The following is a 23,859-nucleotide window of genomic DNA, read 5'->3' as shown; positions in this document are numbered from 1 at the left end:
GGTACGACAGCTCGTCGAGCTAGAGAAGAGGCGACGTGACTACAGTTCTGACCCCCGCGAGCCCGCTGACGGCGGCGGACCGCTGCGACCGTTGCGGCGCCCAGGCCTACCTGCGCGTCGTACTCATCAGTGGCGGCGAGCTGCTCTTCTGCGCGCACCACGGGCGTAAGTTCGAGCCCGAATTGAAGAAGATCGCTACGGAGATACAGGACGAGACCGGTCGGCTCACCGCCACCCCGGCCGTCGCGGCCGAAGACGAACGCTGACGCGTAGCACTGCGACGAGCTCTCACGACGGGCGGCCCCCCTTGCGGGAGGCCGCCCGTCGGCTTGTCCGCCGCACGTCACGAAGAGTGCTGGCCGACCAGTCCCGCCACCGAAGAGACCCGGGTGTACACACCGGGATGCCCCGCCTGGGCGCATCCCGCGCCCCAGGACACAAGCCCTATCAGCCGCCCCTCCGCCACCAGCGGACCGCCGCTGTCCCCCTGGCACGAGTCGTGCCCGCCGGCCAGGTCGCCGGCGCAGACCATGTCGCTCTTCTGGTACTTGCCTTCCGTACTGCCCGGATACGCCTGCTCACAGACCGAGTCGGCGAGCACCGAGACGTTCGCCGCCATCAGGACGTTCGAGTAGGTCCCCAGGCCCGCCGTGTCCCCCCAGCCGAAGACCTGTGCCGGCGCGCCCGCCTCGTAGGAGTTCACGTCCCCCGGTGCCGCCATGCGTATCGCGCTTCCCACGGGGAACGGCTCCGCGGTCGTGACGACCGCCACGTCGCCGCTGTTGGTCGTGGGGTCGTACGCGGGGTTGACCCAGACGTTGCGGACCGCCACCTCCCGGCCGTCGGAACCGGCGAGGTCCGTCCGCCCCGCGATGATGCGCAGGTCGGGCACCTGGTCCCAGTCCCCGCCCAGTGCGGTCGGACTGAAGCAGTGCGCCGCGCTGACCACGGTGTTCGGCCCGACGAGCGCTCCGCCGCAGAACTGCCCCGAACGGCCTGTCCCGTAGCGGGACCGGCTCGACAGGACCACCGCCCACGGGTGCTGCTCCGTGGTGACCGGCGTGCCACCTATGACACCGTTGTCGGCGCCCGGGGCGCCGGGGGCGTACTCCACCGCCGCGGCGGTGGCGGAAGCCGGTAGCGACAGCGCGAGCGCGGACCCGGCTATGAGCCCGCCGATCAGCGTGCTGATCGAGGAACGCATGCATTCTCCTCACCCTCCGGAATGCCCAGAACACCCACAGTGACGTGAGGGAACGGGAGCCGCATCCGGAGAACTGTCCGGAAAGGCCGACGGGCCCGCGGCCGCCGTGGCGGTCGCGGGCCCGTCCGGGCGTCCTGCCGGATCAGTCCAGGTAGTCGCGGAGCACCTGGGAACGCGAGGGATGACGCAGCTTGGACATGGTCTTGGACTCGATCTGGCGGATGCGCTCACGGGTGACCCCGTACACCTTGCCGATCTCGTCCAGCGTCTTCGGCTGGCCGTCGGTGAGGCCGAAGCGCATGGAGACCACGCCCGCCTCGCGCTCACTGAGCGTGTCGAGCACCGAGTGCAGCTGCTCCTGCAGCAGCGTGAAGCTGACCGCGTCGGCCGGCACGACGGCCTCGGAGTCCTCGATGAGGTCACCGAACTCGCTGTCGCCGTCCTCGCCGAGCGGGGTGTGCAGCGAGATGGGCTCGCGGCCGTACTTCTGGACCTCGATGACCTTCTCCGGGGTCATGTCGAGTTCCTTGGCCAGCTCCTCCGGGGTGGGCTCGCGGCCCAGGTCCTGGAGCATCTGGCGCTGGACGCGGGCCAGCTTGTTGATGACCTCGACCATGTGCACCGGGATGCGGATGGTGCGGGCCTGGTCGGCCATCGCGCGGGTGATCGCCTGGCGGATCCACCAGGTCGCGTACGTCGAGAACTTGAAGCCCTTGGTGTAGTCGAACTTCTCGACCGCACGGATCAGACCGAGGTTGCCCTCCTGGATCAGGTCCAGGAAGAGCATGCCGCGGCCGGTGTAGCGCTTGGCCAGCGAGACCACCAGACGGAGGTTGGCCTCCAGGAGGTGGTTCTTGGCCCAGCGGCCGTCCTCGGCGATGATCTCCAGCTCGCGCTTGAGCTTGGGGGCGAGCTTGTCGGCCTGGGCCAGCTTGTCCTCGGCGAACAGACCGGCCTCGATGCGCTTGGCGAGCTCCACCTCCTGCTCGGCGTTGAGCAGCGGGACCTTGCCGATCTGCTTGAGGTAGTCCTTCACCGGGTCGGCGGTGGCGCCGGCCGCGGCGACCTGCTGCGCGGGCGCGTCGTCCTCGTCCTCGTCGGACAGCACGAAGCTCTCCGCCTCGGCCTCGGCCGGGACGTCCTCGTCCTTGCCGGGGGCGGCGTCCTCGATGAGCTCCTCGCCCTCGACGAGCTCGTCGTCCTTCTTGGTCTTGGTCGCGGTGGTCTTCTTCGCCGCGGTCTTCTTGGCGGTCGCGGTGGTCTTCTTCGCCGCAGTCTTCTTGGCGACGGCCTTCTTCGCGGATGCCACGGCATCGTCCTCCGGCTCCGCCACGGGCTCCGCCGCCATGGTGGGGGCGGGGGCCGCGGTGGTCTTGGCAGCGACGGTCTTCTTGACCGGGGCGGCCTTGGTGGCGACGGTCTTGGTGGCAGTACGCTTCGCCGGGCTCTTGGCTGCGACGCTCTTACGGGTGCGCTTGGGCGCCTCGGCGGCACTCACCATCAGCGTCACACCCTCCTCGTCGAGGACCTGGTTGAGGCTGCGCAGAACGTTCTTCCACTGGGTTGCCGGGATCTGGTCCGCTTCGAAGGCTCGGCGCACGTCGTCGCCGGCGATCTGACCCTGAGCCTTACCCCGCTCGATGAGCGCCATCAGAGACTCGGACTCGGCGATCTCCGGCGGGAGCGTACGGGATGTGCTGGCCGACACGAACAACCTCTCGGAACGATGGAAAACGACTACGGTGGGAACCGCTCAGCAACTCAGCGTCATGTTCGTCGCGGATATTCCTCGCACGGCCGCCACCTCTAAGCTCATCGCGCTGCCGCCGAGAGCGTTACGCCCGGCCGTACGTGGGCCGGGTCACACCCCGGATCGGCACCAAACCGTCGATAGCGGGACACTCCCCTGCACGCCACGACCATGCCCGGTCGGATGCGGGCGTCAAACATGGCGGACGGCTCCGCCGCCGGGCCCGGAGGGCGTGGGCCGGCGGCGGAAGTCGATGCCGTCTCGTGCTGCCCGGGAGCGGTCAGTGCTCCCGGGGGGCGGGAACGACGTGGTCCGTCGAGCCGCCGGCACCCGGGTCGGGGTGGGCGGCGAGCAGCTGGCGCATGGCGGTCTCCGCCTCGGCACCGTCGGAGGCGGCCAGCGCCTCGACGACCCGCGTGTGCAGGGCCACCGAGTGTTCACCGGGGCGCTCGCAGCCGGTGACGGGGCCGCCGGAGACCTGCAGGGCGGAGGAGACGATGCCGGAGAGGTGCTCCAGCATCCGGTTGCCCGCGACCTGCAGCAGCAGGGCGTGGAACTCCGCGTCCGCCCGGGAGAAGGTGAGGCCGTCACCCTGTCCCACGGCGTGGGACATGATGTCGGTCATGTCGACGAGGCGCTGCTGGACGTCCTCCCGGCCGTGACCCGCCGCGAGGCGCGCGGCGAGGGGCTCGATCGTCCAGCGCAGTTCGAACAGCTCCCGGCGCTGGTCGTCGCGCTGCGGGCCGAAGGCCCGCCATTCGATGATGTCGGGGTCGAGCAGGTTCCAGTCGCTGACCGGGCGGACCCGGGTGCCGACGTTGGGCCGGGCGCTGACGAGGCCCTTGGCCTCCAGCACCCGCAGCGACTCGCGGACGACGGTGCGGGAGACCTCGAAACGCTGGCCGATCTCCTCGGGGACGAGCGGGCGGTCGGCCCCGAGATCGCCGGAGACGATCATCTGGCCGAGTTGCTGGACGAGTTGGCCGTGCAGCCCGCGGCCACGGCTCCCGGCGGCGCGACGGCCGACCCGGCCCATGTCGGTGTCGCCGCCGTCCCAGGAGGGTGCGGGGCCGGGGCGGTCGAGGCCGACGGGGGCGTCGGCGTACGGATAGCGGTCGATGTCCCCGCCGCCGAGACTCGGGTCGGCGGGGCGGGCCGCGGTCATCATGGTGTGCGCAAGGGTACTCACGCATCATTTGTCGGCGATGGCGCGGGAGGCCTTGAGGGCTTTCCTGAAAAGCACACGAAAGGGTGAGCACTCATCACCTGATAATTGACGCTTTATCGGAAGGAAATGGGGTTTCTCCGGCGCAAGACCGTTGCCGCATAGGCACACAAGAGAGCGAAGAGCGACAAGGCGAAGGAATAGCGCACCGGTTGGGTCGCCATGCGGACCACGTCGATCGCCGGGGCGGACGCCGCCCGCCTCACCACCGGCGCGACCAGCAGCGGAACCGCGAGGACACCGGCCAGCCCGAGCGCGGTGGTGCGGAACACCCCGGCCGCCAGCACCCCGGCCCAGCAGCAGACGAGCACGAGGGCGACCGAGGCCGCCGTGGTGGAGGCCAGCGCGAACGGCGCGGGCAGTCCGCCCGCCCCGAACTCCAGGCGCATCACGACCAGGCTGAGCCCCGTCCCCAGGAGGGCGATCAGCGTCGCCGCCGACCCGTTGACGACGAGTTTGGCGAGCAGCAGACGCAGTTGACGGGGCACGGGCGCGTGCGCGGGTGCCAGCGCGGGATAGCGGAACTCCTGGCCGTAGGCGAGCGCGCCGAGGAGCCCGCCGCCCAATGCGGCGGGCGGCAGGGGCAGGGAGTGCGACCAGCCGGTCAGCAGGCGCAGGGAGAAGGCGTCGTGCCCGGTGCGCAGCAGCGCCAGGGTGGCCAGTCCCGAGGCCAGGACGGAGACCAGCGCGACGAGCCAGGGGCCGCGGACGCCGGTGAGGCGGCGCAGTTCGTAACGGACCGGCCGGGCGGGACCGGCGGGCGGCACCGCGGCGCGCGCGGCCGCCAGGGGCACGGCGGGCCGGTCGCGGTCGCCGAGGGGACCCTCCGGAACACCGGTGTCGGCGACCTCGTCCGCGAGACGGTGCAGCAGGATGCCGTTGCGGAAGGCGGTTTCGCCGACCTGGGCGGTGGTCGCGCCGTGCACGCGGATGCGGCTGCCGCTCTCGTGGGTGATCTCGGTCCCGTCGTCGGTCAGCAGCAGGCCCAGGCGTTCGGCCTGGGGCGAGTGGACGGCCACGTACGGGCGCAGCCGGCGGCAGCCGAACTCGTGGGCGGACTGGTCGGCGACGAGCCGGCCCTTGTCGAGGGTGACGACGCGGTCGCCGAGCCGGCCCGCCGCCTTGGGGTCGGCGCAGGTGACCACGACGGCGCCGCCGCGCGCCGCGTACGCCTTGAGCAGGCCGTACAACCAGGCGGTGTCGTGCGGGGAGAGCCCTTGGGCGGGATCGTCCAGGAGCAGCGCGGGAGGGTCTCCGAGGAGCGCCGCGGCCACACCCAGACGGCGGTCCATCCCGAGGGAGAAGGTCGACAGGCGGCGTCCGGCCGTTTCGCGCAGGCCCACGATCTCCAGGACCTGGTCGGCGCGTTCGGCGGGGGCCCCGGCCGCGGCTGCGAGCATGCGCAGGTGGCCGCGCGCGGTCCGGGAGGGGTGGCCGGGGACCTCACCGAGCAGCACGCCCACCGCGTTGGCCGGATGGGTGTGGCGGTGCAGGGGGCGCCCGCCGAACAGCGTGATGCCGCGGCCCGGTTCGAGTTCGAGCATCAGCCGCAGGACGGTGGACTTGCCGGCGCCGCCGTCGCCGAGCAGGACGGTGATCTCGCCGGGACGGGCGTCGAAGCTGAGGTCGTCGACGGCGGGGGGCTCTTCGCCCCGGGACGCGCTGGTCAATCCGATGGCCTGGATCACCATTGCACCATAACGCGCAAATGGCCCGGAATTTACACCTCTGGTCGCAACATCGGCGGATTGAGGATGGTTGCACCACCCGCGCGGAACAACTGCGCGGGGCGGCCGCCCTGACGGGTCGTGGTGCCGCCGCTGGGGACGAGGAAACCGACCGTCCCCGTCACCTTGCGGTGGAAGTTGCGCGGGTCCAGGGCGACGCCCCACACCGCCTCGTAGACCCGGCGCAGCTCGCCGACGGTGAACTCGGGCGGGCAGAAGGCGGTGGCCAGAGCCGAGTACTCCAGTTTGGAGCGGGCGCGCTCCACGCCGTCGGCCAGGATGCGCGTGTGGTCGAAGGCGAGGGCACCCTCCTCGCCGTTGCGCAGCAGTTCCTCGACCGGGGCCCATCGGGCGCTGCGGGCGTCGCCGCCGGCGCGGGGCGCGGGCAGGTCCGGGGCGAGCACAAGGTGGGCGACGCTGACCACGCGCATGCGAGGGTCGCGCTTGGGATCGCCGTAGGTGGCCAGCTGCTCGAGGTGGACCCCGCTGCCCGCGCGCAGTCCGGTCTCCTCCTCCAGTTCGCGGGCGGCCGCCCCGGACAGGTCCTCGTCGCCGCGTACGAAGCCGCCGGGCAGCGCCCACCGGCCCTGGTAGGGCGGCTCACCGCGGCGGACCGCGAGGGCGCACAGGGCGTGGCTGCGCACTGTGAGCACGACGAGATCGACAGTGACGGCGAAGGGCGGGAAAGCTGACGGGTCGTAGGGCGCCATGCCCGCGATCATAGTCGTCTGCCTGACGATAAACAGCAGGTTGGCGGGATGACGCGACCCGCTTTCGGCCTGTTGTTCGACGTCACGGCGCCGGTGCGGCGCCCGGTGCCGCCGACGGGTTCAGGCACCGAGCTGAAGTCCCGGAGCCGCCTCCTCGATCACGGCCGTACCGGACGCGCCGATCCGCAGCGCGAAGGGCTCCTCGGCCACCCGCAACCCAGTGAGGCCGAGGTCGCCGAGCGGGGCGGTGACCAGAGGGCGTACGGCCACCATGCGTTCGGGGGCGTCGGGGCGGATCCCGGCGAGGGCCATCAGCAGGTGGACGGCCCCGGCCGCGGCCACCGCGGCGGGCCGCGAGGCCGTCGGGTGCGGGGCGGGACGACGGGAGTCGTCGCGCTGCTCCCCCGCGTACATCTCGGGCAGCCGGTGGCCGAAGGCACCGGCTGCGTCCAGCACGCCCAGGAGGAGCGCCGAGGCCTCTCGCTCGTGGCCGGCGGCCGCCAGCCCGGCGACCGCGACGGCCGTCTCGTGGACGCGTACCGCTCCGCCGCGGTGGCCGAAGGGGTTGTAGCCAGGGGCCTTGGCGGACAGTGTGCGCAGCCCCCATCCCGAGTCGAGTTCCGGGGCCGCCAGGAGGCGGGCGAGCTGCTCCGTCTGCACCTTGTCCAGCAGACCGGGGGCGAGCTCGCAGCCGCCCAGCAGACCGGTGTCGAGCAGATGGGCGGCTGCCGAGCCCAGGTGGGGCACGGGTCTGCCGTCAGGGGTGAGCGCGGCGGCCGGGCTCCCGCCGGCCAGGTCGTCAAGCCAGAAGTCCTCCCGGAACCTCCGGCGCAGCGCCTCGGCCCGCTCCCGCCATTCCTCGGCGCCCGGGCGTCCGTGGGCCTGGAGCAGATCGGCGCCGTGCAGCATGGCCCGGTGGGCGTGTGCCTGCACGTCGCAACGCAGCGGGCCGCCCGGCGCGGGGTCGGGGACGTATCCGCCCTCACCCGCGACGGACCGCAGCCACCACAGACTGCGCTCGGCGGCCGGCAGCAGCTGTTCGGTGTCCCGCTCCGGAAGTCCCCACCGGCGTGCCTCGGCGAGCAGCGTGACGAAGAGCAGCCCCGCCTCCACTCCGGAACAGGTGGGCGGCAGATGCGGACCGGCATGGCGCAACGGCCCAGGCAGGCCGCCGGTCTCCGGGTCCTGACGGCGGGCGAACGCCCGCAGGGTGCCGGCCGCCAGGCGGGTGCCGAGCGGCAGCAGCATGCGGGCCGCCCACAGGGCGTCGGCCGGGGCGGGACCGAGCCGCCAGGGGGCGCCCGCCGCCACATGGACGTCCAGCGGGTGGCCCGGGTCGCGCAGCAGCAGCGCCCGCAGGTCGTCGAGGGCGGCGCGCAACAGCGTCTCCGCCCGGCCGTCGGCGCCGCGGATCTCCGGGGCCGACCAGGGCACGGGGACTGCGGGGGCGGATCCGCCGTTCACGCCGGCCGCCGCGGGCTCCAGCGTCACGCGCAGCTCGATCGTGCGGGACGCCCCGGAGGGCAGGGCCAGCTCCCAGCACAGCAGCCCGGCGGAGGCCATGGCGCTCTCGGGTGCCGGCACGGCGGTCACCCGGGCCCGCAGGCCCTCCGCCGACCACAGCAGCCCCGCGTCGCAGACGCTGGGCTGCAGTTCAGGCCCGGAGGATCCGGCCGCGATCGCCGCCAGCTCGGCGAGGTCGGTCGCCAGCGCCACCTCGAACGGGATGCGCAGGGCGCGGGAACCGGTGTTGTGGACCGTGATGCGCTCGGTGCCCCCGGCCGTGCGGAGCCTCTCGACGGTGAGGGCCGGGTCGGGTGCGGTGTCGCCGGGAACGCGGGCGACGGAGGTGAACCGCGCCCGCCCCGCCGTGACGAGCCCGCCCTGCACGGGGACCGGTGGCGCCCCTGCGATGCGCAGCTCGCAGCGGGCCAGGACCCGGCGGCCGCCCTGGTAGAAGCCGGCGAGACCGCTTCCGTCCAGTTGTCCGTGCTCCGGCGAGACCGCGAGGGCCGGGGCTGCGACGCACATCACGGCGTCGTGCACCGGCTGCGGCCCCCGGTCCTGCCGGGGCGGCCGGTTGACCGGCTGCGGGCTCATGCCACCTCCTCGTCGAACGGTCGCTCGGGCGCTGCCGCCACTACCCACGAGAACGGCCGTGTGGGCACTCGGGTCACGCGCCGTCTACCGTTCCTGATCGGGAAGCCCTCCGTATCACCGGAAAGAGAGCCATGGCCGTCTACCGTCAGCCGGGAACCGTCATCACCGACCACACCTTCCAGGTGCCGCTCGACCACGCGGACCCCGGCGGTGAACGGATCGAGGTGTACGCACGCGAGGTCGTGGCCGCCGGGAAGGAACGAGATCCGCTGCCCTGGCTGCTGTTCCTGCAGGGCGGGCCGGGCGGCCGGTCGCCGCGGCCGCTGGGCCGCGACGGCTGGCTCACCCGGGCGCTGGACGACTACCGGGTGCTGCTGCTCGACCAGCGGGGCACCGGCCTTTCCACCCCGGCGAACCGGCAGACCCTGCCGCTGCGCGGGGACGCCTCCGCCCAGGCCCGTTATCTGGAGCACTTCCGGGCCGACTCGATCGTCCGCGACTGCGAGCTGATCCGCCGTGAGCTGCTCGGCGAGGACGGCCAGTGGAGCCTGCTCGGCCAGAGTTACGGCGGCTTCTGCACGCTCACCTACCTGTCCTTCGCCCCCGAGGGCGTCCGCGAGGCCTTCGTGACCGGCGGGCTGGCCGGCCTGCGCAGCACGGCCGAGGACGTCTACCGGGCTGCCTACCCCCGTGTGGAGCGGAAGGCCGCGGCGCACTACGCGCGTTACCCGGAGGACGTCGAGACCGTCCGCGCGATCGTGCGGCACCTGCGCGAGCGCGAGGTCAGGCTCCCGGGCGGCGGACTGCTGACCGCGGAGGCCTTCCAGACCACCGGGATGCTGCTCGGTACGGGCACCGGCTCGCACACGCTGCACTACCTGCTCGAGGACGCCTTCGTGACCGGAGGATCCGGCCTCCAGCTCTCCGACTCCTTCCTCGCCGAGGTCCAGGGCCATCTGTCGTTCGCGGGCAATCCGCTCTACGCGGTGCTGCACGAGTCGATCTACGGCCAGCGTTCGGTCTCGCCGCGGGCCACCGGCTGGGCCGCCGAGTCGGTCCGGGCCGAGTTCCCGCAGTTCGACGTCGACAAGCCGCTGGCGGACGACGCGCCGGTCCTGCTGACCGGCGAAATGATCTACCCCTGGATGTTCGCCACGGACCCGGCACTGGCGCCGCTGCGCGAGACGGCGCACCACCTCGCGCAGCACGAGGAGTGGCCCGACCTGTACGACCCGGATCAGCTGGCGCGGAACGAGGTGCCGGTGGCGGCGGCCGTCTACCACGACGACATGTACGTGGACACGGCCGACTCGCTCGCCACCGCACGCTCGGTCCGCGGCCTGCGCACCTGGGTCACCGACGAGTACGAGCACGACGGGCTCCGGGTGAGCGGCGGCCGGGTCCTCGACCGGCTGATCCGGCTGGCCCACGGCGAGCTGTGAGGAGCGCTGCCCGGCGGGCCCGTGCGATGCTCTGCCGCCGCAGGTAGCGTCGGAGCGGCTCCGGTGAGAGGCCGTTGTTGACGGCGGCGTGGAGCAGCCGGGCGAAGGTGTAGTCGGGGGCGAGGTGCAGGGCGCGGCCGAAGGCCACGCGCGCCGCCGCCTCGTCCCCGGCGGACCAGGCCACCCAGCCGGCGAGGGTCAGGGGCGCGGCGGCGTGCTCGTGGTACGGCTCGACGCAGCGCCGGGCGAGCGCCCGCCACAGGCGCACCGCAGGGTCGGTGTGCGGCGGGTCCATCCACTCGGCGGCCTCGTCGCGGGTGGTGCGGTCCTGCAGGCCGAGGATCATCGTGGCGGCCTCGTCGTCGTCCAGCAGGGCGTCGTCGCCGTGGTCGGCCTCCGGTCCGTCCCCCACCGGGGTGGCGGCCCGGAAGCGGTCGAGCGCCTCCCGCAGCAGCCGCAGGGTGGTGCGCCGCACCTCTTCGGAGTCGTCACGCTCCAGCATGCGGGGGACCAGTGCGGCGGCCGCCGCGTCCAGGGCGTCCCCGCGGGCCGCGGAGGCCGGTGCGCCGGGCGGCGGCGGGGTGAGGCGCTCCTCCATCTCCTTGAGGGAGCCGCTGATCCGCAGGCCCGCGTAGGCGGCCGCCGCGGCCATCACGGAATCGCCGGACCGCGTGATCCCGATGCCCTCACGCGGGAACCGCTCCGTGTCCGGGCAGCAGTACGACCACCAGCGGCCGGCGGCGACGCACAGCGCCTCGACGACGGGGATGTCGAGCGTGCCGCAGGCGATCCGCAGCCGCTGCGCCAGCGGGCGCAGCCGTTCCATGACCCGGTGGGGGTCCTCGCCGGGAGCGGGCTCCTGGACGAGGAAGAGCACGATCGCGTCCGGCCGCGCGCCGCGCTGCTCGCTGCCGTTCACGAGGCACTCCGCCAACTGCTGGGCGGCGCCGGGCCACTCGGCGGCGTCCCGTGGGATGCCGAGCCGGGCCCGGCCGCCGAAACGGCCGTGTTCGCCGTGCAGGGCGATCATCAGAATGCTGTCGTCGGGGTGGAAGCCGCACAGGTAGGGGAGCGCGGCGGCGAGTTCGGCCGGGCTGCGCAGCGTGACCTTCGGGTCGTCCGAGGGACGGGGGGATTCGGTGTGCTGAGTCATGATCCGAAGGTCCCGTACGCCGTGGATCTCCGCCAGACCCCTCCAAAACCTGTGGATAACTCGCGCATATCATCACAATTATGCGAGGCGGGTTGTCCACAGGCCGCCTCCCCACGGTTGGCGCGGTGTCGGTGCCATCGGGTTGCATGGGGGCATGACCACCGCACTGCGCACCGCCGCCGACACGATCCTCAGCCGGCTCGTCGGGGACCCGACGGGCACCGCCCGCCTGCGCGAGGACCAGTGGCGTGCCGTCGAGGCGCTGGTCGCGCACGGCCGCCGCGCCCTGGTGGTCCAGCGCACGGGCTGGGGCAAGTCGGCCGTGTACTTCGTGGCCACCGCGCTGCTCCGTGAGCGGGGCAGCGGTCCCACGGTGATCGTCTCCCCGCTGCTGGCGCTGATGCGGAACCAGATCGAGGCCGCCGACCGGGCCGGGATCCGCGCCCGCACGATCAATTCGGCCAACCCCGAGGAATGGGACACGGTGCAGGCCGAGGTCGCCTCGGGGGAGATCGACGTCCTGCTGGTGAGCCCGGAGCGGCTCAACAACCCCGATTTCCGGGACCATGTGCTGCCCAAGCTGGCCTCCACCACCGGCCTGCTCGTGGTCGACGAGGCCCACTGCATCTCCGACTGGGGCCATGACTTCCGGCCCGACTACCGCCGGCTGCGGACGATGCTCGCCGATCTCACCCCGGGCGTTCCGGTGCTGGCCACGACGGCCACCGCCAACGCACGCGTGACGGCCGACGTCGCCGAGCAGTTGGGGACCGGCGACCACGAAGGTGCCCTCGTGCTGCGCGGGCCGCTGGACCGCGAGAGCCTGTCGCTCGGGGTGCTGCGCATGCCCGACGCCGCCCACCGGCTCGCCTGGCTCGCCGACCACATCGGCGACCTCCCGGGCTCGGGCATCGTCTACACCCTGACCGTGGCGGCCGCGGAGGAGGTCACCGCCTTCCTCCGGCAGCGCGGTCACCGGGTCGCCGCCTACTCGGGGCGCACCGAGGACGCCGACCGCCGGGCCGCCGAGTCCGCGCTGCTGAACAACGAGGTCAAGGCGCTGATCGCCACCTCGGCGCTCGGCATGGGCTTCGACAAGCCGGACCTGGGCTTCGTGGTGCACCTGGGTTCGCCCTCCTCCCCCATCGCCTACTACCAGCAGGTCGGACGCGCCGGACGCGGTGTGGACCACGCGGAGGTGCTGCTGCTCCCCGGGCCGGAGGACGAGGCGATCTGGCGCTACTTCGCCTCGCTCGCCTTCCCCCGTGAGGAACAGGTGCGGCGCACCCTGGAGACGCTGGCCGCCTCCGGGGGCCCGATGTCGGTGCCCGCGCTCGAGACCCGGGTGGACCTGCGCCGCAACCGGCTGGAGACCATGCTCAAGGTCCTCGACGTGGACGGTGCGGTGCACCGGGTGCGCGGCGGCTGGACGGCCACGGGCCTGCCCTGGACGTACGACACCGAGCGGTACGCGTGGGTCGACCGGCAGCGCAAGGCCGAGCAGCAGGCGATGCGCGAGTACGCCACGACCTCGGTGTGCCGCATGGAGTACCTGCGCCGTCAGCTCGACGACGAGGAGGCCGCCCCCTGCGGCCGCTGCGACAACTGCGCCGGGCCCCGGTTCAGCGCGGAGGTCTCCCGCGAGGCCCTGGAGGCGGCACGGGCGGCCCTCGGGCGCCCGGGGGTCGAGGTCGAGCCCCGCCGGATGTGGCCGACGGGTCTGCCCGCGATCGGCATCGACCTCAAGGGGAAGATCCCGCCGGGCGAACAGGCCGCGCCCGGACGGGCACTGGGACGCCTCTCCGACATCGGCTGGGGCAACCGGCTCCGCCCGCTGTTCGCCGAGAACGCGACGGACGGCCCCGTTCCGGACGACGTGGCGCAGGCCGTGGTGCAGGTGCTCGCGGACTGGGCGAAGGGCCCGGGCGGCTGGGCGAGCGGTGAGCCCGACGCCCCTCAGCGGCCGGTCGGCGTCGTCACCGTCGCCTCGCACACCCGGCCGCAGCTCATTGCGTCGCTCGGTGCGCGCATCGCCGAGATCGGCCGCATGCCGCTGCTCGGGGAGGTGGCGCACAGCGGTGACCTGGAGCCCTCGCGGGTGCCGCGCAGCAACAGCGCACAGCGACTGCGGGCGCTGCACGGGGCGTTCACCGTTCCACCCGCCCTCTCCGAGGCCCTCGCCGCGGCCGCGGGACCGGTTCTGCTGGTCGACGACTTCACCGATACGGGGTGGACCGTGGCCGTCGCCGCGCGGCTGCTGCGCCGATCCGGTGTTACGGCGGTGTTTCCGCTGGTCCTGGCCTTGCAGGGCTGACCGGTAGTCACCATGTGAGACGGAGACGGGATCTAAGCGGCGGAGGGTCAGATAACAGACAGGTCGACAAAATGACCGTTGCCGCCTGCGTGTGCGACAGGAACAATTGAGTCTGGATCCCCGCATCGGCTCTTGGAGCCCCACGACCGGCATGCCCTCGCACGCCCGGTCGCGGACGCATACCCGAAGGGAGGACCGTGGCCATCGGCTTCGCTCCGGAAACCGCTTCCGTGAATTCCTCCCGCCGTGCCGGACGCCATCGCACCCTCGAGCCGACCGAATGGACGGCCGCGGGCATCCCCCTGCTGATCAACCCGCGCGAAGTGGTCACGGACCTCCACACACGCCACCTCCCGGCCCCGGGAACCGCCGTGGTCGCGGTCTACTCCCCGGACGAACGGCTGACGGCCAGCGCGTCCTTCGCGCAGCGCCCCGGCGTCACCGACGGCTGGGAACGCCGCAACGCGATCCTCGTCCACCTGCGCCGGATCACCGCGGACGACCTGCGGCGGCGCAGGCCCGTGCGCACCGCGGTCCTGCTCGTCTGCCGCGACGGCGGAGCGGGGTGGACCGAGGTGGACGGTGCGTGGATGTGGGGACTGCGCGACGCCTGCTCGCTGTACGGGCTGCGCCCCGGTTCGTACATCACCCTGACCGAAGACGGCTGGCGGGTGCAGGGCGAGGACCGTTCGGGACGTTCTCCGAACGCCACCTCCTGGTCGGCCACGAGCCGCGGCGCAGCGAGCCTGCGTCCCAGTGGGACGCCGTCCCTGCGCCGCGCGGCGGCGCGCTGATCAGGCGTTGACGCCGAGCAGGGCGTTGATCCGCTGCGGGTCGCCGCAGACGACCAGCAGGGTTCCGGCCCGCGCCATCGCGGAGGGCAGGACACGCGCCACGGTCTCGTCGGAGCCGCCGTTGACGGCCACGACCACCACGGGCCGCCCCTTGGCGCGGTCGGCGTCGTGAGCGGCGTAGAACACGTCGTCGCCGGCGTCGTGCTGGGCCCAGTAGGACGTTTCGCCGAAGCTCAGCTCGTGGGCGGCCCAGGGGTGCTGCTCGCCGGTGGTGAGCACCAGGACCTCACCCGGAGCGCGCCCGCTGTCCAGCAGCAGGTCGACGGCCTCGTCGGCGGCGTCGAGGGCACCGTCCACCGAAGCGGGGATGAGCTGGATCTGCGCCGACGCGCCGGCGGGGACGGAGGCCATGACCTCGGTGTCCCGCGGCGAACGCTGCTGCGGGGGTACGACGGGTCCGCGGGCCGGACCGGGACGGCCGGGCCGGGCGTTGGCCGCCGGGGCGCCACGCGGCGGCGCGGGGCGGGGGCCGGGGCCCGGTACGGGACGGGGGGTCGGCGCGGGCCGGCCGGCGGCCGGGGCTACGCGGGGACCCGGGACACTCTCGTGAATCTGAGGCTCCTCGGGGGTGAGAGGCATGTGCTGATGTCTATCAAATGCACCGGAACAACGCAGCGGCGGGTAGGTCACAACTCGGCTCAGAAGTCGAACCCGAGTTGCTCACCCGTCTCCCCCGCCTCCACGGTCTCCCGGACCTTCTTCAAGTGCTGCCAACGCGGCAGCGTATCGAGATATGCCCAGGACAGCCGATGGAGGGGGGTGGGCCCCAGCTCCTCCAGTGCCGCCCGGTGCACCGGCGAAGGGTACCCGGCATTGTCCTCGAAGCCGAACGGAGCATAGTCGACGCCCAGTTCCGCCATCATCGCGTCCCGTCGCACCTTGGCGATCACGGACGCGGCCGCCACGGCCACGCACGAGCGGTCGCCCTTGATGACCGTGCGCACACGCCAGGGACCCCCGAGGTAGTCGTGCTTGCCGTCGAGTATCACCGCGTCCGGACGCACGGGCAGGGCGTCCAGGGCGCGCGTGGCGGCGAGCCGCAGCGCGGCGGTCATCCCCAGTGCGTCGATCTCCTCCGGGGAGGCGTCGCCGAGCGCGAAGGAGTTCACCCATCCGGTGAGCGCACCGGCGAGCGCGGTACGGCGCTTGACGGTGAGCAGCTTGGAGTCGGTGAGGCCGTCGGGGGGCCGTCGCAGCCCGGTGACGGCCGCGCACACGGTGACGGGACCGGCCCAGGCGCCCCGTCCGACCTCGTCGACGCCCGCGATGACCTTGGCGCCGAGGGTCGCGCGCAGCGAGCGCTCGACGGTGTGGGTGGGGGGTTCGTGGACCATGGCAAGGCTTAGCCTACGCTCCCGCGTTGGACCGGCCGGGAGCAGGTCGGGGAGCACGGCCGCAGGTCGCGAGCGGGCCGGCCCGGCGACCGCGTCAGGGGCGCAGCAGCGGCAGCATCACCTGGTCGACGACCTCGATCAGGTCCTCCTCGGTGATCTCCCGGCCGCCGATCTTCGACCGGTACATCATCAGCGCGGGCACCACGTCGGCGACGATGTCACCGGTGGCGTCGGGCCGCACCTCACCGCGCTCGATGCCGCGCCGGACCACGTCCAGGATGCGGTGCTTGGTGGGTTCGACGACCCCTTCCATGATCAGCCGTACGAAGCAGTGGGCGGCTTCCTGGTCGCACTCGTCGATCACCGAGCGCAGGGCGAGCCCGCCGCGCGAGTACATCGCCTCGCGCATCCGCAGCACGAGGAAGACCAGGTCCTCCCGCAGGCCGCCCAGGTCCGGGACGTCGGGGACCTCGGGGAAGGCCGTCTGCAGGGCGTCGGCGACGAGGGCCTGCTTGGACGGCCAGCGGCGGTAGACGGCCGCCTTGCCGGTCTGGGCGCCGGCTGCGACGCCCTCCATGGTCAGCCCTCGCCAGCCCACCGTGCTGAGCTGCTCCAGAGCGGCTCCGAGGATCGCCCGCTCCAGAACGGGCCCGCGACGGCGGGTCCCCGCTCCCTGCGACATGGTCATGGCACCTTCTCATTCACTCTCTAGTGAACGCTTGCGTTCACTACCACCATCACCCTAGTGTCGTACACAGTGAACGCGACCGTTCACTAAGTCACCGACTGGGGGACCTCGTGACGACTGGGCAACTCACCTCACCACGAAAGCCCGGAGCCGCGCGACGCGACGGCAGGCCGGGCATCGCACTCGCGGTGATCGCGGCCTGCCAGCTCATGGTCGTGCTGGACGCCACCATTGTGAACATCGCGCTCCCGCACATCCAGGACGCGCTCTCCTTCTCCACCACCGACCTGTCCTGGGTGCTCAACGCCTACACGCTCACCTTCGGCGGTCTGCTGCTGCTCGGCGGGCGCGCGGGCGACATCCTCGGACGGCGCAGGGTGTTCGTCTTCGGCATCCTGCTGTTCTCCCTCGCCTCCCTCCTCGGAGGCTTCGCCCAGGAGCCGTGGCAGCTGCTCGCCGCACGCTCCCTGCAGGGCGTCGGCGGCGCGATAGCCTCGCCGACCTCGCTCGCCCTCATCACCACCAACTTCCCCGAGGGCCCGGCGCGCAACCGGGCCTTCGGCGTGTTCGCCGCGGTCTCCGCGGGCGGCGGCGCCGTGGGCCTGCTGGCCGGCGGCATGCTCACCGACTGGCTCGACTGGCGCTGGGTGTTCTTCGTCAACGTGCCGATCGGCCTGCTGATCGCCTTCCTGGCACCGCGCTTCATCAGCGAGTCGCAGCGGCACCCCGGGCGGTTCGACGTCGCCGGAGCCGTCACCTCGACGCTCGGCATGGCCTCGCTGGTCTACGGCTTCATCCGCGCCGCCCACTCGGGCTGGCGGGACACCCTGACCGTGTCCTCGTTCGCGGCCGCCGTCGTGCTGCTCGGTGCCTTCGTGGTCATCGAACGGCGGGCCCGGGAACCGATCACCCCGCTGCGGATGTTCGCCGACCGCAACCGCTCCGGCACCTACCTGATGATGCTGAGCCTGGCCGCGGCCATGTTCGGGATGTTCTTCTTCATCGTCATCTTCGTGCAGAACGTGCTCGGCTACAGCCCCATCGCGGCGGGCTTCGCCTTCCTCCCGGTCACCGCGGCGATCGTGACCGGGGCAGGGCTGTCCACCCGCTTCCTGCCGGTGCTCGGGCCGAAGCCGTTCCTCGTGGCCGGCTCGGCGCTGACCGGTTCCGGGATGGCGTGGCTGACGCTGATCGACCCCGGCAGCAGCTACGTGGGCGGGGTGCTCGGTCCCATGCTGCTCTTCGGCTTCGGAATGGGCCTGAACTTCGTCACGCTGACGCTGACGGCCGTCTCCGGCGTCGCCCAGCACGAGGCGGGGGCCGCCTCCGGGCTCCTGAACGCGATGCAGCAGGTGGGTGGTTCGCTCGGACTGTCCATCCTGGTGACGGTGTTCGGCACCGCGAGCCGCGACAAGGCCACCGGTCTCGTCCCGGACTTCCTGGCCCACTCCACCCGGGAGCAGCAGGCCGCCTTCCAGCGGACGCACGAACTGCCGCCGCCGTGGGGCCACGAGGTCCTCGCGCACGGCATCTCGACCGCGTTCTACGCGGCCGTGGGGCTCGTCGCGCTCGCCCTGGTCACGGCGTTGTTCGTGATCCGGGTCCGCAAGAGCGACCTGGAGGCGCTCAGCGGCAGCGCGGGCGTGCCCGCGGCCTGACGCCGGCGCCGCCGCCCGGTCCGAGGGGAGGCCGGGGCGGCGGCACACGGCGTTCCACCTCACGGGAAGACCGGGTCGCCCCACTCGTCGTAGAAGCCCGGCAGCCCCGCCGCGTCGCACGGCCGGCCGCCGGTCTGCGGCGGGCGCCCGTCGAGCAGCGACCGCGCCCGGACCTCACCCAGACTGGTGGTGAACCAGGCCTCGGTGCCGTCCTCGTAGAGGTGTTCGACGATCATCTCCAGGGCGCAGGAGCGCTGCGGCTCCGGCAGCCGGTCCAGCTCCGGGACGGCGTCCGCGGAGAGGTGCCGCAGGTACTCCAGGTCGATCTTGCCGGTGCTCTCGTAGCGGCTCACCTGCTGGTCGGCGATGAGGGCGTCGGGCGACAGCAGCCCGAAGGCGAGGACGGACGCCGCGGCGCTCACCGCCACGGCGCGCGGCAGCCAGCGCGCGCCGAACACCCCGGCCGCCATGACCAGGACGATCAGCAGCCCGAGCCACAGCTCCACCCCCGCCACCGAGATCCGCAGCCGGGTCAGCCCGTACGCGTCGACGTACAGGTCCATGCGACGCAGCGCGGAGGCGACCACGACCAGGGTCAGCACGCAGATCGTGCCGAGGACGGAGCGCACGAGCACGCGGTCGCGGTCGGTGCCGCGCGGCGCCCAGCGCTGCGCGAGGGCGATGACCACCACGGTGAGCAGGGTGACGACGAGCAGCTGCCAAAAACCCTGCCGGGCGTACTGCGCGTAGGTCAGGCCGGTCTTGGCCAGCACCTTCTCGTAGCCGCCGAACAGCACCGCCAGCTGGACGGCGTTGAAGGCCGCGAACAGCGCGGCGAGGACGACCAAGGGCAGTGCCCACTCGGCGCGCCGGCGCGCGCGTCCCGGTTTCACCTCGATCCGGTCCCAGCGGCGCGGCGCCGCGGCGGTCCACGCCGCGCTGAGGGCGAACAGCGTCCCGACGAGGAGGAGCAGGACGCGCAGGGGGAGGTCGGTGACGGTCACATCGGGCATGAGGTCGCCCAGCAGGTCGGCGAACGCCGCGTCGGCCCCCGCGAAGAGCGCGCCGAAGACGACCAGGAGCACGACGGTCACGCCGACGGTCTTCAGCATCGGCAGCAGCCGGCTCCGGTCGTGGGCGGACCGCTCGCGCAGCCCGCGCAGCGCCCAGCCGATCGCGGACGCCGGAGCGAACCACAGCCCGGCGCCGCCGAGCAGGACGCCCGGCCAGCGGCGTCCGCCGTGCAGGGCCAGCGAGCCCAGTAAGGCGGCGGCGACGACGGCCAGGAACGACGGCCACCAGGCGTCCCGCAGTGCCGGAACGAGCAGCAGCGTCAGGCCTGCCACCGCCCACAGGGCCGACCAGGGCCGCAGCCGCCGTCCGTGGTCGAGGGCGGCGACCGCGGCCGCGGCCGCGGCGGGCACGCTCACCAGCAACAGGTTGATCCCCAGGCCGCCGCGCAGCAGGACCGCGGCCAGCACACCGGTGAGCAGCGCCGTCCACAGCACGGCGGGGCGTGCGGGGCGTGGCTTCCGCGACCGGCTCGCGATCACCCACGCCGGCGGCGGGGGCGGTGGCGGAGGCGTCCAGGGACGCGGGTACGGCGGCGCCGGATGGACGGGTGGACCGTGCTTCTGCAGCGGTGCCTGCGGATGTGCCTGCGCGGGCGCCTGCGCCGTCGGCGCGGCGTCGGACGGCGTGTCGGACATGAGAACCCCTCCCCGCCGGTCGCACGGCGCCCGGGGGCTGCGCGCGGGACCGGTGCTCGACTGCGCGTCCGGCGAAGATCGGCCGGACGGCGTGGCCGACAGGCTAGGCGCGCCGACGAGCTGCGCGAACGCGGTACGGGCCCGAGGGCGCAGTCTGTGACAGGGCCGTGACAATGCAGAGGGTTGGGAGGCCCGCGAGCGGGCCGGGGCGCGGCTCAGCCGGCGGGCAGCCATTCCGGCAGGGGCTCGCACCGCTCCTGCCACTCCCGCGGGGGCTCGCCACCGGCGCCGGCGGCGATGATCCCGCCGACGATGGCGCAGGTGGTGTCCACGTCACCGCCCGCGCGGGCGGTGGTCCAGAAGGCGCCCTCGTAGTCGCCCAGGCCCCGGGCGGCGGACCACAGGGCGAAGGGGACGGTGTCGTGCGCACTGGTGCGGCGGCCGTTGCCGAGGACGGCCGCGACGGTGGCCACGTCGTCGTAGTCGAGCATGTCGACGGCGCGGCGCAGCCCGGCGTGCACGGCGCTGCGCGGCAGCAGCGCCACGACGCGGGTGATGAGGTCCGCGGGGTCGCCGGGGCCGGCCGGGTCCGCGGCGAGCGAGGCGGCGGCCGCGACGGCCATCGCGCCGACGACGGCCTCGCGGTGCTGGTGGGTGGTGTACGCCGACAGTTCGGCCTGCTCGGCGGCCTTCTCCGGCTCGCCCGCGTACCAGGCGCCCAGGGGCGCCACGCGCATGGCGGCGCCGTTGCCCCAGGAACCCTGGCCGTTGAACATCTCGGCGGCGAGCGTGCGCCAGTCGGCGCCTTCCTGCCGGATCAGCCGCAGCATCCGGTTCACGCCCGGGCCGTAGCCGCGGTCGAAGTCGTGGTGTGCCGCGAAGGAGGCGGCCAGGGTGTCCTGGTCGACGGCGCCGTGCGAGTCCAGGACCGCGACGACCGAGCACGCCATCTCGGTGTCGTCCGTCCACTGCCAGGTTCCCGGCGGCAGCGTGCGGCCCTGCAGTGCCGGGTAGTGCGCCGGCACGAAGAACTGGGACCCGAGGGCGTCGCCCAGGGCGAGACCGCGCAGGCTGGACAGCGCGCGGCGGCGTGGGAGGTCATGGGGGTCAGCGGTCATGGCGGGAGAACTCTGACATCCGGTGCCACCCGGGTCAATCGTCCTGTGCGCAATCTCACCCGTGATATCGCGCCAGGTCGGAGTCGGTGGTCCGCCAGCGGGCGAAGGGCCGGTCGAGCCGGTACCGGCCGTCGGGCTCGGCCAGCAGCATCCGCGTCTCACCGTTGTCGGGGTTCGACAGGCACTCGAACTCGTCGACGGTCCAGTGGAACCACCGCATGCAGAACAGCCGCATGGTGAGCCCGTGCGTGACGAGCAGGACGTTCGGCGGGAACTCGGGCTTGTCGAAGGCGCGGTAGAGCGTCTCCAGGAAGGACCCGACGCGGTCGTAGACGTCCGCCCCGGACTCGCCCTGGGCGAAGCGGTAGAAGAAGTGGCCGTAGGCGTCCCTGGCCTTGCGCTGCCGCTGCACGTCCTCGGCGTCCTGGTAGTTCCCCCAGTCCTGCTCGCGCAGCCGGGGCTCCTCCTTGGCGCGGGTACGGCACGGCTCGAGGCCGAGCAGGTGGAAGGTCTGATGCGTCCGGCGGTATGGCGAGACGAAGGCCTGCACCCGCTCCTCGCCGAACAGCTCCCGAAGCTCCCGGCCCGCCGCGCGGGCCTGCTCCTCACCTCTCGTGGTGAGGGTCAGCGCGTGGTCGGGCACCCGCTCGTAGATCGTGTCGTCGGCATTGCCCTGGGACTCTCCGTGCCTGATGAGCACTATGCGACGCGGTCGGGCCATGGCCTCACTGTAATTCGTACGCGCGAGCAAGGTCGCGGCGGTCCCCGGCGGAGGCCCTGGGCAGCCCCCGCCGCAGGCCTGCCACGGGCCCCGGGCGACGGTAGCCGGCTCCGTCCACAGGCCGGGCGTCCCGCCCCCGATTGTCAGTGGCGTACCTCAGACTCAGCATGAAGAGGGGGGCGCGTTCGCGCGCCACGGTTGGAGGCCGCCATGAAGACCACGTCGTTCGTTCCCGGCACACCCTGCTGGACCGATCTGAGCAGTCCCGACATCGAGGCCTCCCGTGCGTTCTACGGCGGCCTGTTCGGCTGGGACTCCCAGGCGGGCCCTCCGGAGGCCGGGGGATACACCTTCTTCAGCCTGCGCGGCGAGCACGTGGCCGCCGTCGGGCCCGTGATGGCCGAGGGCGACCGGCCGCGGTGGATCACCTACATGGCCACGAGCGACGTGACCGACACGGCCAAGGCGGTCGAGGCGGCGGGCGGCTCGGTGTGCGTACCGCCGATGGCGGTCTTCGACCAGGGCAGCTTCGCGCAGTTCACGGACCCGCACGGGGCGGAGTTCGCCGCGTGGCAGCCGGGCCGGTTCAGCGGCGCGGGCCTGCTCGACGAGCCGGGCGCGCTGTGCTGGATCGAGCTCAACACCCGGGACGTGGACGGCTCCCGCGCCTTCTACCGCAACGTCTTCGGCTGGACGGGCGAGACGCACCCGTTCGCCGGGGACAGCTCGTACACCGAGCTCGAAGTGGAGGGAACGGACCGGAAGTTCGGCGGCATCCTGCTGATGAACGACGCCTGGCCGCAGGAGATACCCCAGCACTGGATGCACTACTTCTCCGTCGCCGACACCGACGCGGCCGCCGCGCGAGCCACCGAGCTCGGGGGCAGCGTCTCCGTGCCGCCGTTCGACCTCGAGCACGTCGGGCGGGTCGCCGTGCTCGACGACCCGCACGGCGCGTACTTCTCGGTGATCACCCGCCCCGCACAGAGCGGGAAGGGCTGACCGCGGCGGCTCCCGGGGCGGTCCCCGGTCGCCGCGCCGTCATATCGACCAGGTCTGTTCCAGGTCGACGACGTCACCGGCGACGGTGAGGACGTCGGCGTCGAGATCGGCACGTTCGGACAGTCGCAGGATGGAGCCGTCCCGGTACTTGGCGTGCTCGGACGCCGAGTCCCACATGGACAGCACCAGGAAGTCGGACGCGGGTCCCTGCGCGAAGACCCCGCGCAGCATCCCCGGGGAGCCGGCCATGGCCGGGTTCCAGACCTTCTCCTGCATCAGCACGAAGTGCTCGACGCGGTCCGGCCGCACCTTGCAGTGCGCCAGCCGCAGCAGGTCACTGTCGGCGAAGCGGGGGCGGAAGCCGACCTTGACGTCCAGGCGGTGCTCGAAGAGCTTGACGCCGAGGCTCTCGTAGGTGCCGGCCTGGGCGGCCGCGAGGCGGTCGTGCGCGCCGGCCATGAAGGCGTCGTAGTACTCGCGGTCCTCCCAGAACGCGAAGAGGTGCGCGACGCCCGGCTGGCTGCGGCTCCAGCCGCCACCCTGCCCCCGGAACCCCGGCTCCCCCATGAGCCCGTTGGCCCATTTCCGCTGCCCGCGCTCGAATCCGGCGCGATCGACGATTCCGCAGCGAATCCACTTCACCAGCACCGCGCCATCCTATGGCCCGCCGGTGGCCCTTCCGCCCCATCGAGGGACCAACTCCCCTGAACGGGAGAGGAATACGATCACGACATGGACGCCCTGTACCCGCGCCTCCTCGTCGAGGACTTCGACACCGCCGCCCGCTTCTGGACCGCAGCCCTGCGCGACCTGCTCGGCATAGAGCCCGTCAAAGTGATCCCGCAGGCCGGATACGCCAACTGGGACCTGGGCGGCGAGGCCGCCCTCACCCTCTTCTCCCGCACCGCGCTCGCCCGCGCGATCGGCACCGAGGCGCTGCCCGCGCACGCCCCCGCACAGGACGCGGCCATGCTCGTCCTGCGGGTGGACGACGTCGAGGCGGCCGCGGGGACGCTGGCCGCGTACGGTGCGAGTGTCGTGACCGGACCCCGGGACCGGCCCGAGTGGGGCCCCGGGCTGCGGACCGCACATCTGCGCACACCGGACGGCAGCCTCGTGGAGCTCCAGTCGTACTGACCGGGCCTCAGAA

21 protein-coding genes are annotated in these 23,859 nt (G+C 72.8%); 7 read left to right on the top strand and 14 right to left on the bottom strand.

Translation table 11 applies throughout. The annotated features are described in order from the left end of the window. The first annotated feature begins 35 nt into the window (after positions 1-35). A complete protein-coding gene (locus tag AC1VWI_RS32015) occupies positions 36-266 on the top strand; it encodes a DUF7455 domain-containing protein (protein WP_499514468.1) in 231 nt (76 codons plus the stop codon). 77 nt (positions 267-343) lie between these two features. On the opposite strand, the gene AC1VWI_RS32010 is transcribed toward AC1VWI_RS32015, so the two are convergent. The 6 genes from AC1VWI_RS32010 to AC1VWI_RS31985 form a co-directional block, all read right to left on the bottom strand. Beyond that, positions 344-1,204, bottom strand: coding sequence for a S1 family serine peptidase (locus tag AC1VWI_RS32010; protein ID WP_499514467.1), 861 nt, complete (start codon positions 1,202-1,204; stop codon positions 344-346). A gap of 142 nt (positions 1,205-1,346) precedes the next feature. Continuing rightward, complete coding sequence (locus AC1VWI_RS32005; protein WP_499514466.1) at positions 1,347-2,912, bottom strand: RNA polymerase sigma factor; 1,566 nt, start codon at positions 2,910-2,912, stop codon at positions 1,347-1,349. Between the two features lie 322 nt (positions 2,913-3,234). Further along, positions 3,235-4,143 (bottom strand): FadR/GntR family transcriptional regulator, encoded by a 909-nt coding sequence (locus AC1VWI_RS32000; protein WP_499514465.1) that lies wholly within the window; start codon positions 4,141-4,143, stop codon positions 3,235-3,237. 92 nt (positions 4,144-4,235) lie between these two features. After that, a complete protein-coding gene (locus AC1VWI_RS31995; protein ID WP_499514464.1) occupies positions 4,236-5,870 on the bottom strand; it encodes an ATP-binding cassette domain-containing protein in 1,635 nt (544 codons plus the stop codon). 29 nt (positions 5,871-5,899) lie between these two features. After that, positions 5,900-6,616 (bottom strand): NUDIX hydrolase, encoded by a 717-nt coding sequence (locus AC1VWI_RS31990; RefSeq protein WP_499514463.1) that lies wholly within the window; start codon positions 6,614-6,616, stop codon positions 5,900-5,902. A 120-nt stretch (positions 6,617-6,736) separates the two neighbouring features. Beyond that, positions 6,737-8,716: a glycogen debranching N-terminal domain-containing protein gene (locus AC1VWI_RS31985; RefSeq protein ID WP_499514462.1), complete on the bottom strand. Its 1,980-nt coding sequence runs from the start codon at positions 8,714-8,716 to the stop codon at positions 6,737-6,739. 131 nt (positions 8,717-8,847) lie between these two features. Here AC1VWI_RS31985 and AC1VWI_RS31980 point away from each other — a divergent pair, with 131 nt between their 5' ends. After that, on the top strand, positions 8,848-10,158 hold the full coding sequence (locus AC1VWI_RS31980) for an alpha/beta fold hydrolase (RefSeq protein ID WP_499514461.1): 1,311 nt from the start codon (positions 8,848-8,850) through the stop codon (positions 10,156-10,158). Here AC1VWI_RS31980 and AC1VWI_RS31975 read toward each other — a convergent pair. Further along, complete coding sequence (locus AC1VWI_RS31975; RefSeq protein ID WP_499514460.1) at positions 10,070-11,311, bottom strand: DUF4192 domain-containing protein; 1,242 nt, start codon at positions 11,309-11,311, stop codon at positions 10,070-10,072. The two genes, AC1VWI_RS31980 and AC1VWI_RS31975, sit on opposite strands and share 89 nt — an antisense overlap. A gap of 154 nt (positions 11,312-11,465) precedes the next feature. On the opposite strand from AC1VWI_RS31975, the gene AC1VWI_RS31970 reads away from it, so the two are divergent. Together AC1VWI_RS31970 and AC1VWI_RS31965 are read left to right on the top strand one after the other, a co-directional pair. Then, positions 11,466-13,625 carry a RecQ family ATP-dependent DNA helicase gene (locus AC1VWI_RS31970; RefSeq protein WP_499514459.1) on the top strand — a complete coding sequence of 720 codons (2,160 nt, stop codon included), beginning with the start codon at positions 11,466-11,468 and terminating at the stop codon, positions 13,623-13,625. Between the two features lie 197 nt (positions 13,626-13,822). Further along, positions 13,823-14,419, top strand: a complete 597-nt coding sequence (locus AC1VWI_RS31965) for a hypothetical protein (RefSeq protein WP_499514458.1) — start codon at positions 13,823-13,825, stop codon at positions 14,417-14,419. On the opposite strand, the gene AC1VWI_RS31960 is transcribed toward AC1VWI_RS31965, so the two are convergent. From AC1VWI_RS31960 to AC1VWI_RS31950, 3 genes are all read right to left on the bottom strand, one after another. Continuing rightward, positions 14,420-15,058, bottom strand: coding sequence for a hypothetical protein (locus AC1VWI_RS31960; RefSeq protein WP_499514457.1), 639 nt, complete (start codon positions 15,056-15,058; stop codon positions 14,420-14,422). 59 nt (positions 15,059-15,117) lie between these two features. Continuing rightward, positions 15,118-15,813 carry a ribonuclease HII gene (gene rnhB, locus AC1VWI_RS31955; RefSeq protein ID WP_499514456.1) on the bottom strand — a complete coding sequence of 232 codons (696 nt, stop codon included), beginning with the start codon at positions 15,811-15,813 and terminating at the stop codon, positions 15,118-15,120. 94 nt (positions 15,814-15,907) lie between these two features. Further along, entirely contained in the window at positions 15,908-16,501 is a 594-nt protein-coding gene (locus AC1VWI_RS31950; protein WP_499514455.1) for a TetR/AcrR family transcriptional regulator, read from the bottom strand. Between the two features lie 110 nt (positions 16,502-16,611). Here AC1VWI_RS31950 and AC1VWI_RS31945 point away from each other — a divergent pair, with 110 nt between their 5' ends. Beyond that, complete coding sequence (locus AC1VWI_RS31945; RefSeq protein ID WP_499514454.1) at positions 16,612-18,159, top strand: MFS transporter; 1,548 nt, start codon at positions 16,612-16,614, stop codon at positions 18,157-18,159. A gap of 59 nt (positions 18,160-18,218) precedes the next feature. Here AC1VWI_RS31945 and AC1VWI_RS31940 read toward each other — a convergent pair whose 3' ends face one another. The 3 genes from AC1VWI_RS31940 to AC1VWI_RS31930 form a co-directional block, all read right to left on the bottom strand. Beyond that, positions 18,219-19,868, bottom strand: a complete 1,650-nt coding sequence (locus AC1VWI_RS31940; protein WP_499514453.1) for a DUF4153 domain-containing protein — start codon at positions 19,866-19,868, stop codon at positions 18,219-18,221. A 215-nt stretch (positions 19,869-20,083) separates the two neighbouring features. Next, positions 20,084-20,986 carry an ADP-ribosylglycohydrolase family protein gene (locus AC1VWI_RS31935; protein ID WP_499514452.1) on the bottom strand — a complete coding sequence of 301 codons (903 nt, stop codon included), beginning with the start codon at positions 20,984-20,986 and terminating at the stop codon, positions 20,084-20,086. Between the two features lie 55 nt (positions 20,987-21,041). Next, complete coding sequence (locus AC1VWI_RS31930; RefSeq protein ID WP_499514451.1) at positions 21,042-21,707, bottom strand: phosphoglycerate mutase family protein; 666 nt, start codon at positions 21,705-21,707, stop codon at positions 21,042-21,044. Positions 21,708-21,917: 210 nt separating this feature from the next. On the opposite strand from AC1VWI_RS31930, the gene AC1VWI_RS31925 reads away from it, so the two are divergent. Next, entirely contained in the window at positions 21,918-22,709 is a 792-nt protein-coding gene (locus tag AC1VWI_RS31925) for a VOC family protein (protein WP_499514450.1), read from the top strand. A gap of 39 nt (positions 22,710-22,748) precedes the next feature. Here AC1VWI_RS31925 and AC1VWI_RS31920 read toward each other — a convergent pair whose 3' ends face one another. Further along, the gene (locus tag AC1VWI_RS31920) at positions 22,749-23,357 is read right to left on the bottom strand and encodes a YdbC family protein (RefSeq protein WP_499514449.1); all 609 of its coding nucleotides are present in this window, start codon (positions 23,355-23,357) and stop codon (positions 22,749-22,751) included. Between the two features lie 84 nt (positions 23,358-23,441). On the opposite strand from AC1VWI_RS31920, the gene AC1VWI_RS31915 reads away from it, so the two are divergent. Further along, complete coding sequence (locus AC1VWI_RS31915) at positions 23,442-23,846, top strand: VOC family protein (RefSeq protein WP_499514448.1); 405 nt, start codon at positions 23,442-23,444, stop codon at positions 23,844-23,846. Positions 23,847-23,859: the final 13 nt, after the last annotated feature.

The organism is Streptomyces sp. TOM-9, from assembly GCF_056858595.1.
This window is presented reverse-complemented; position numbering and strand designations above follow the sequence as displayed.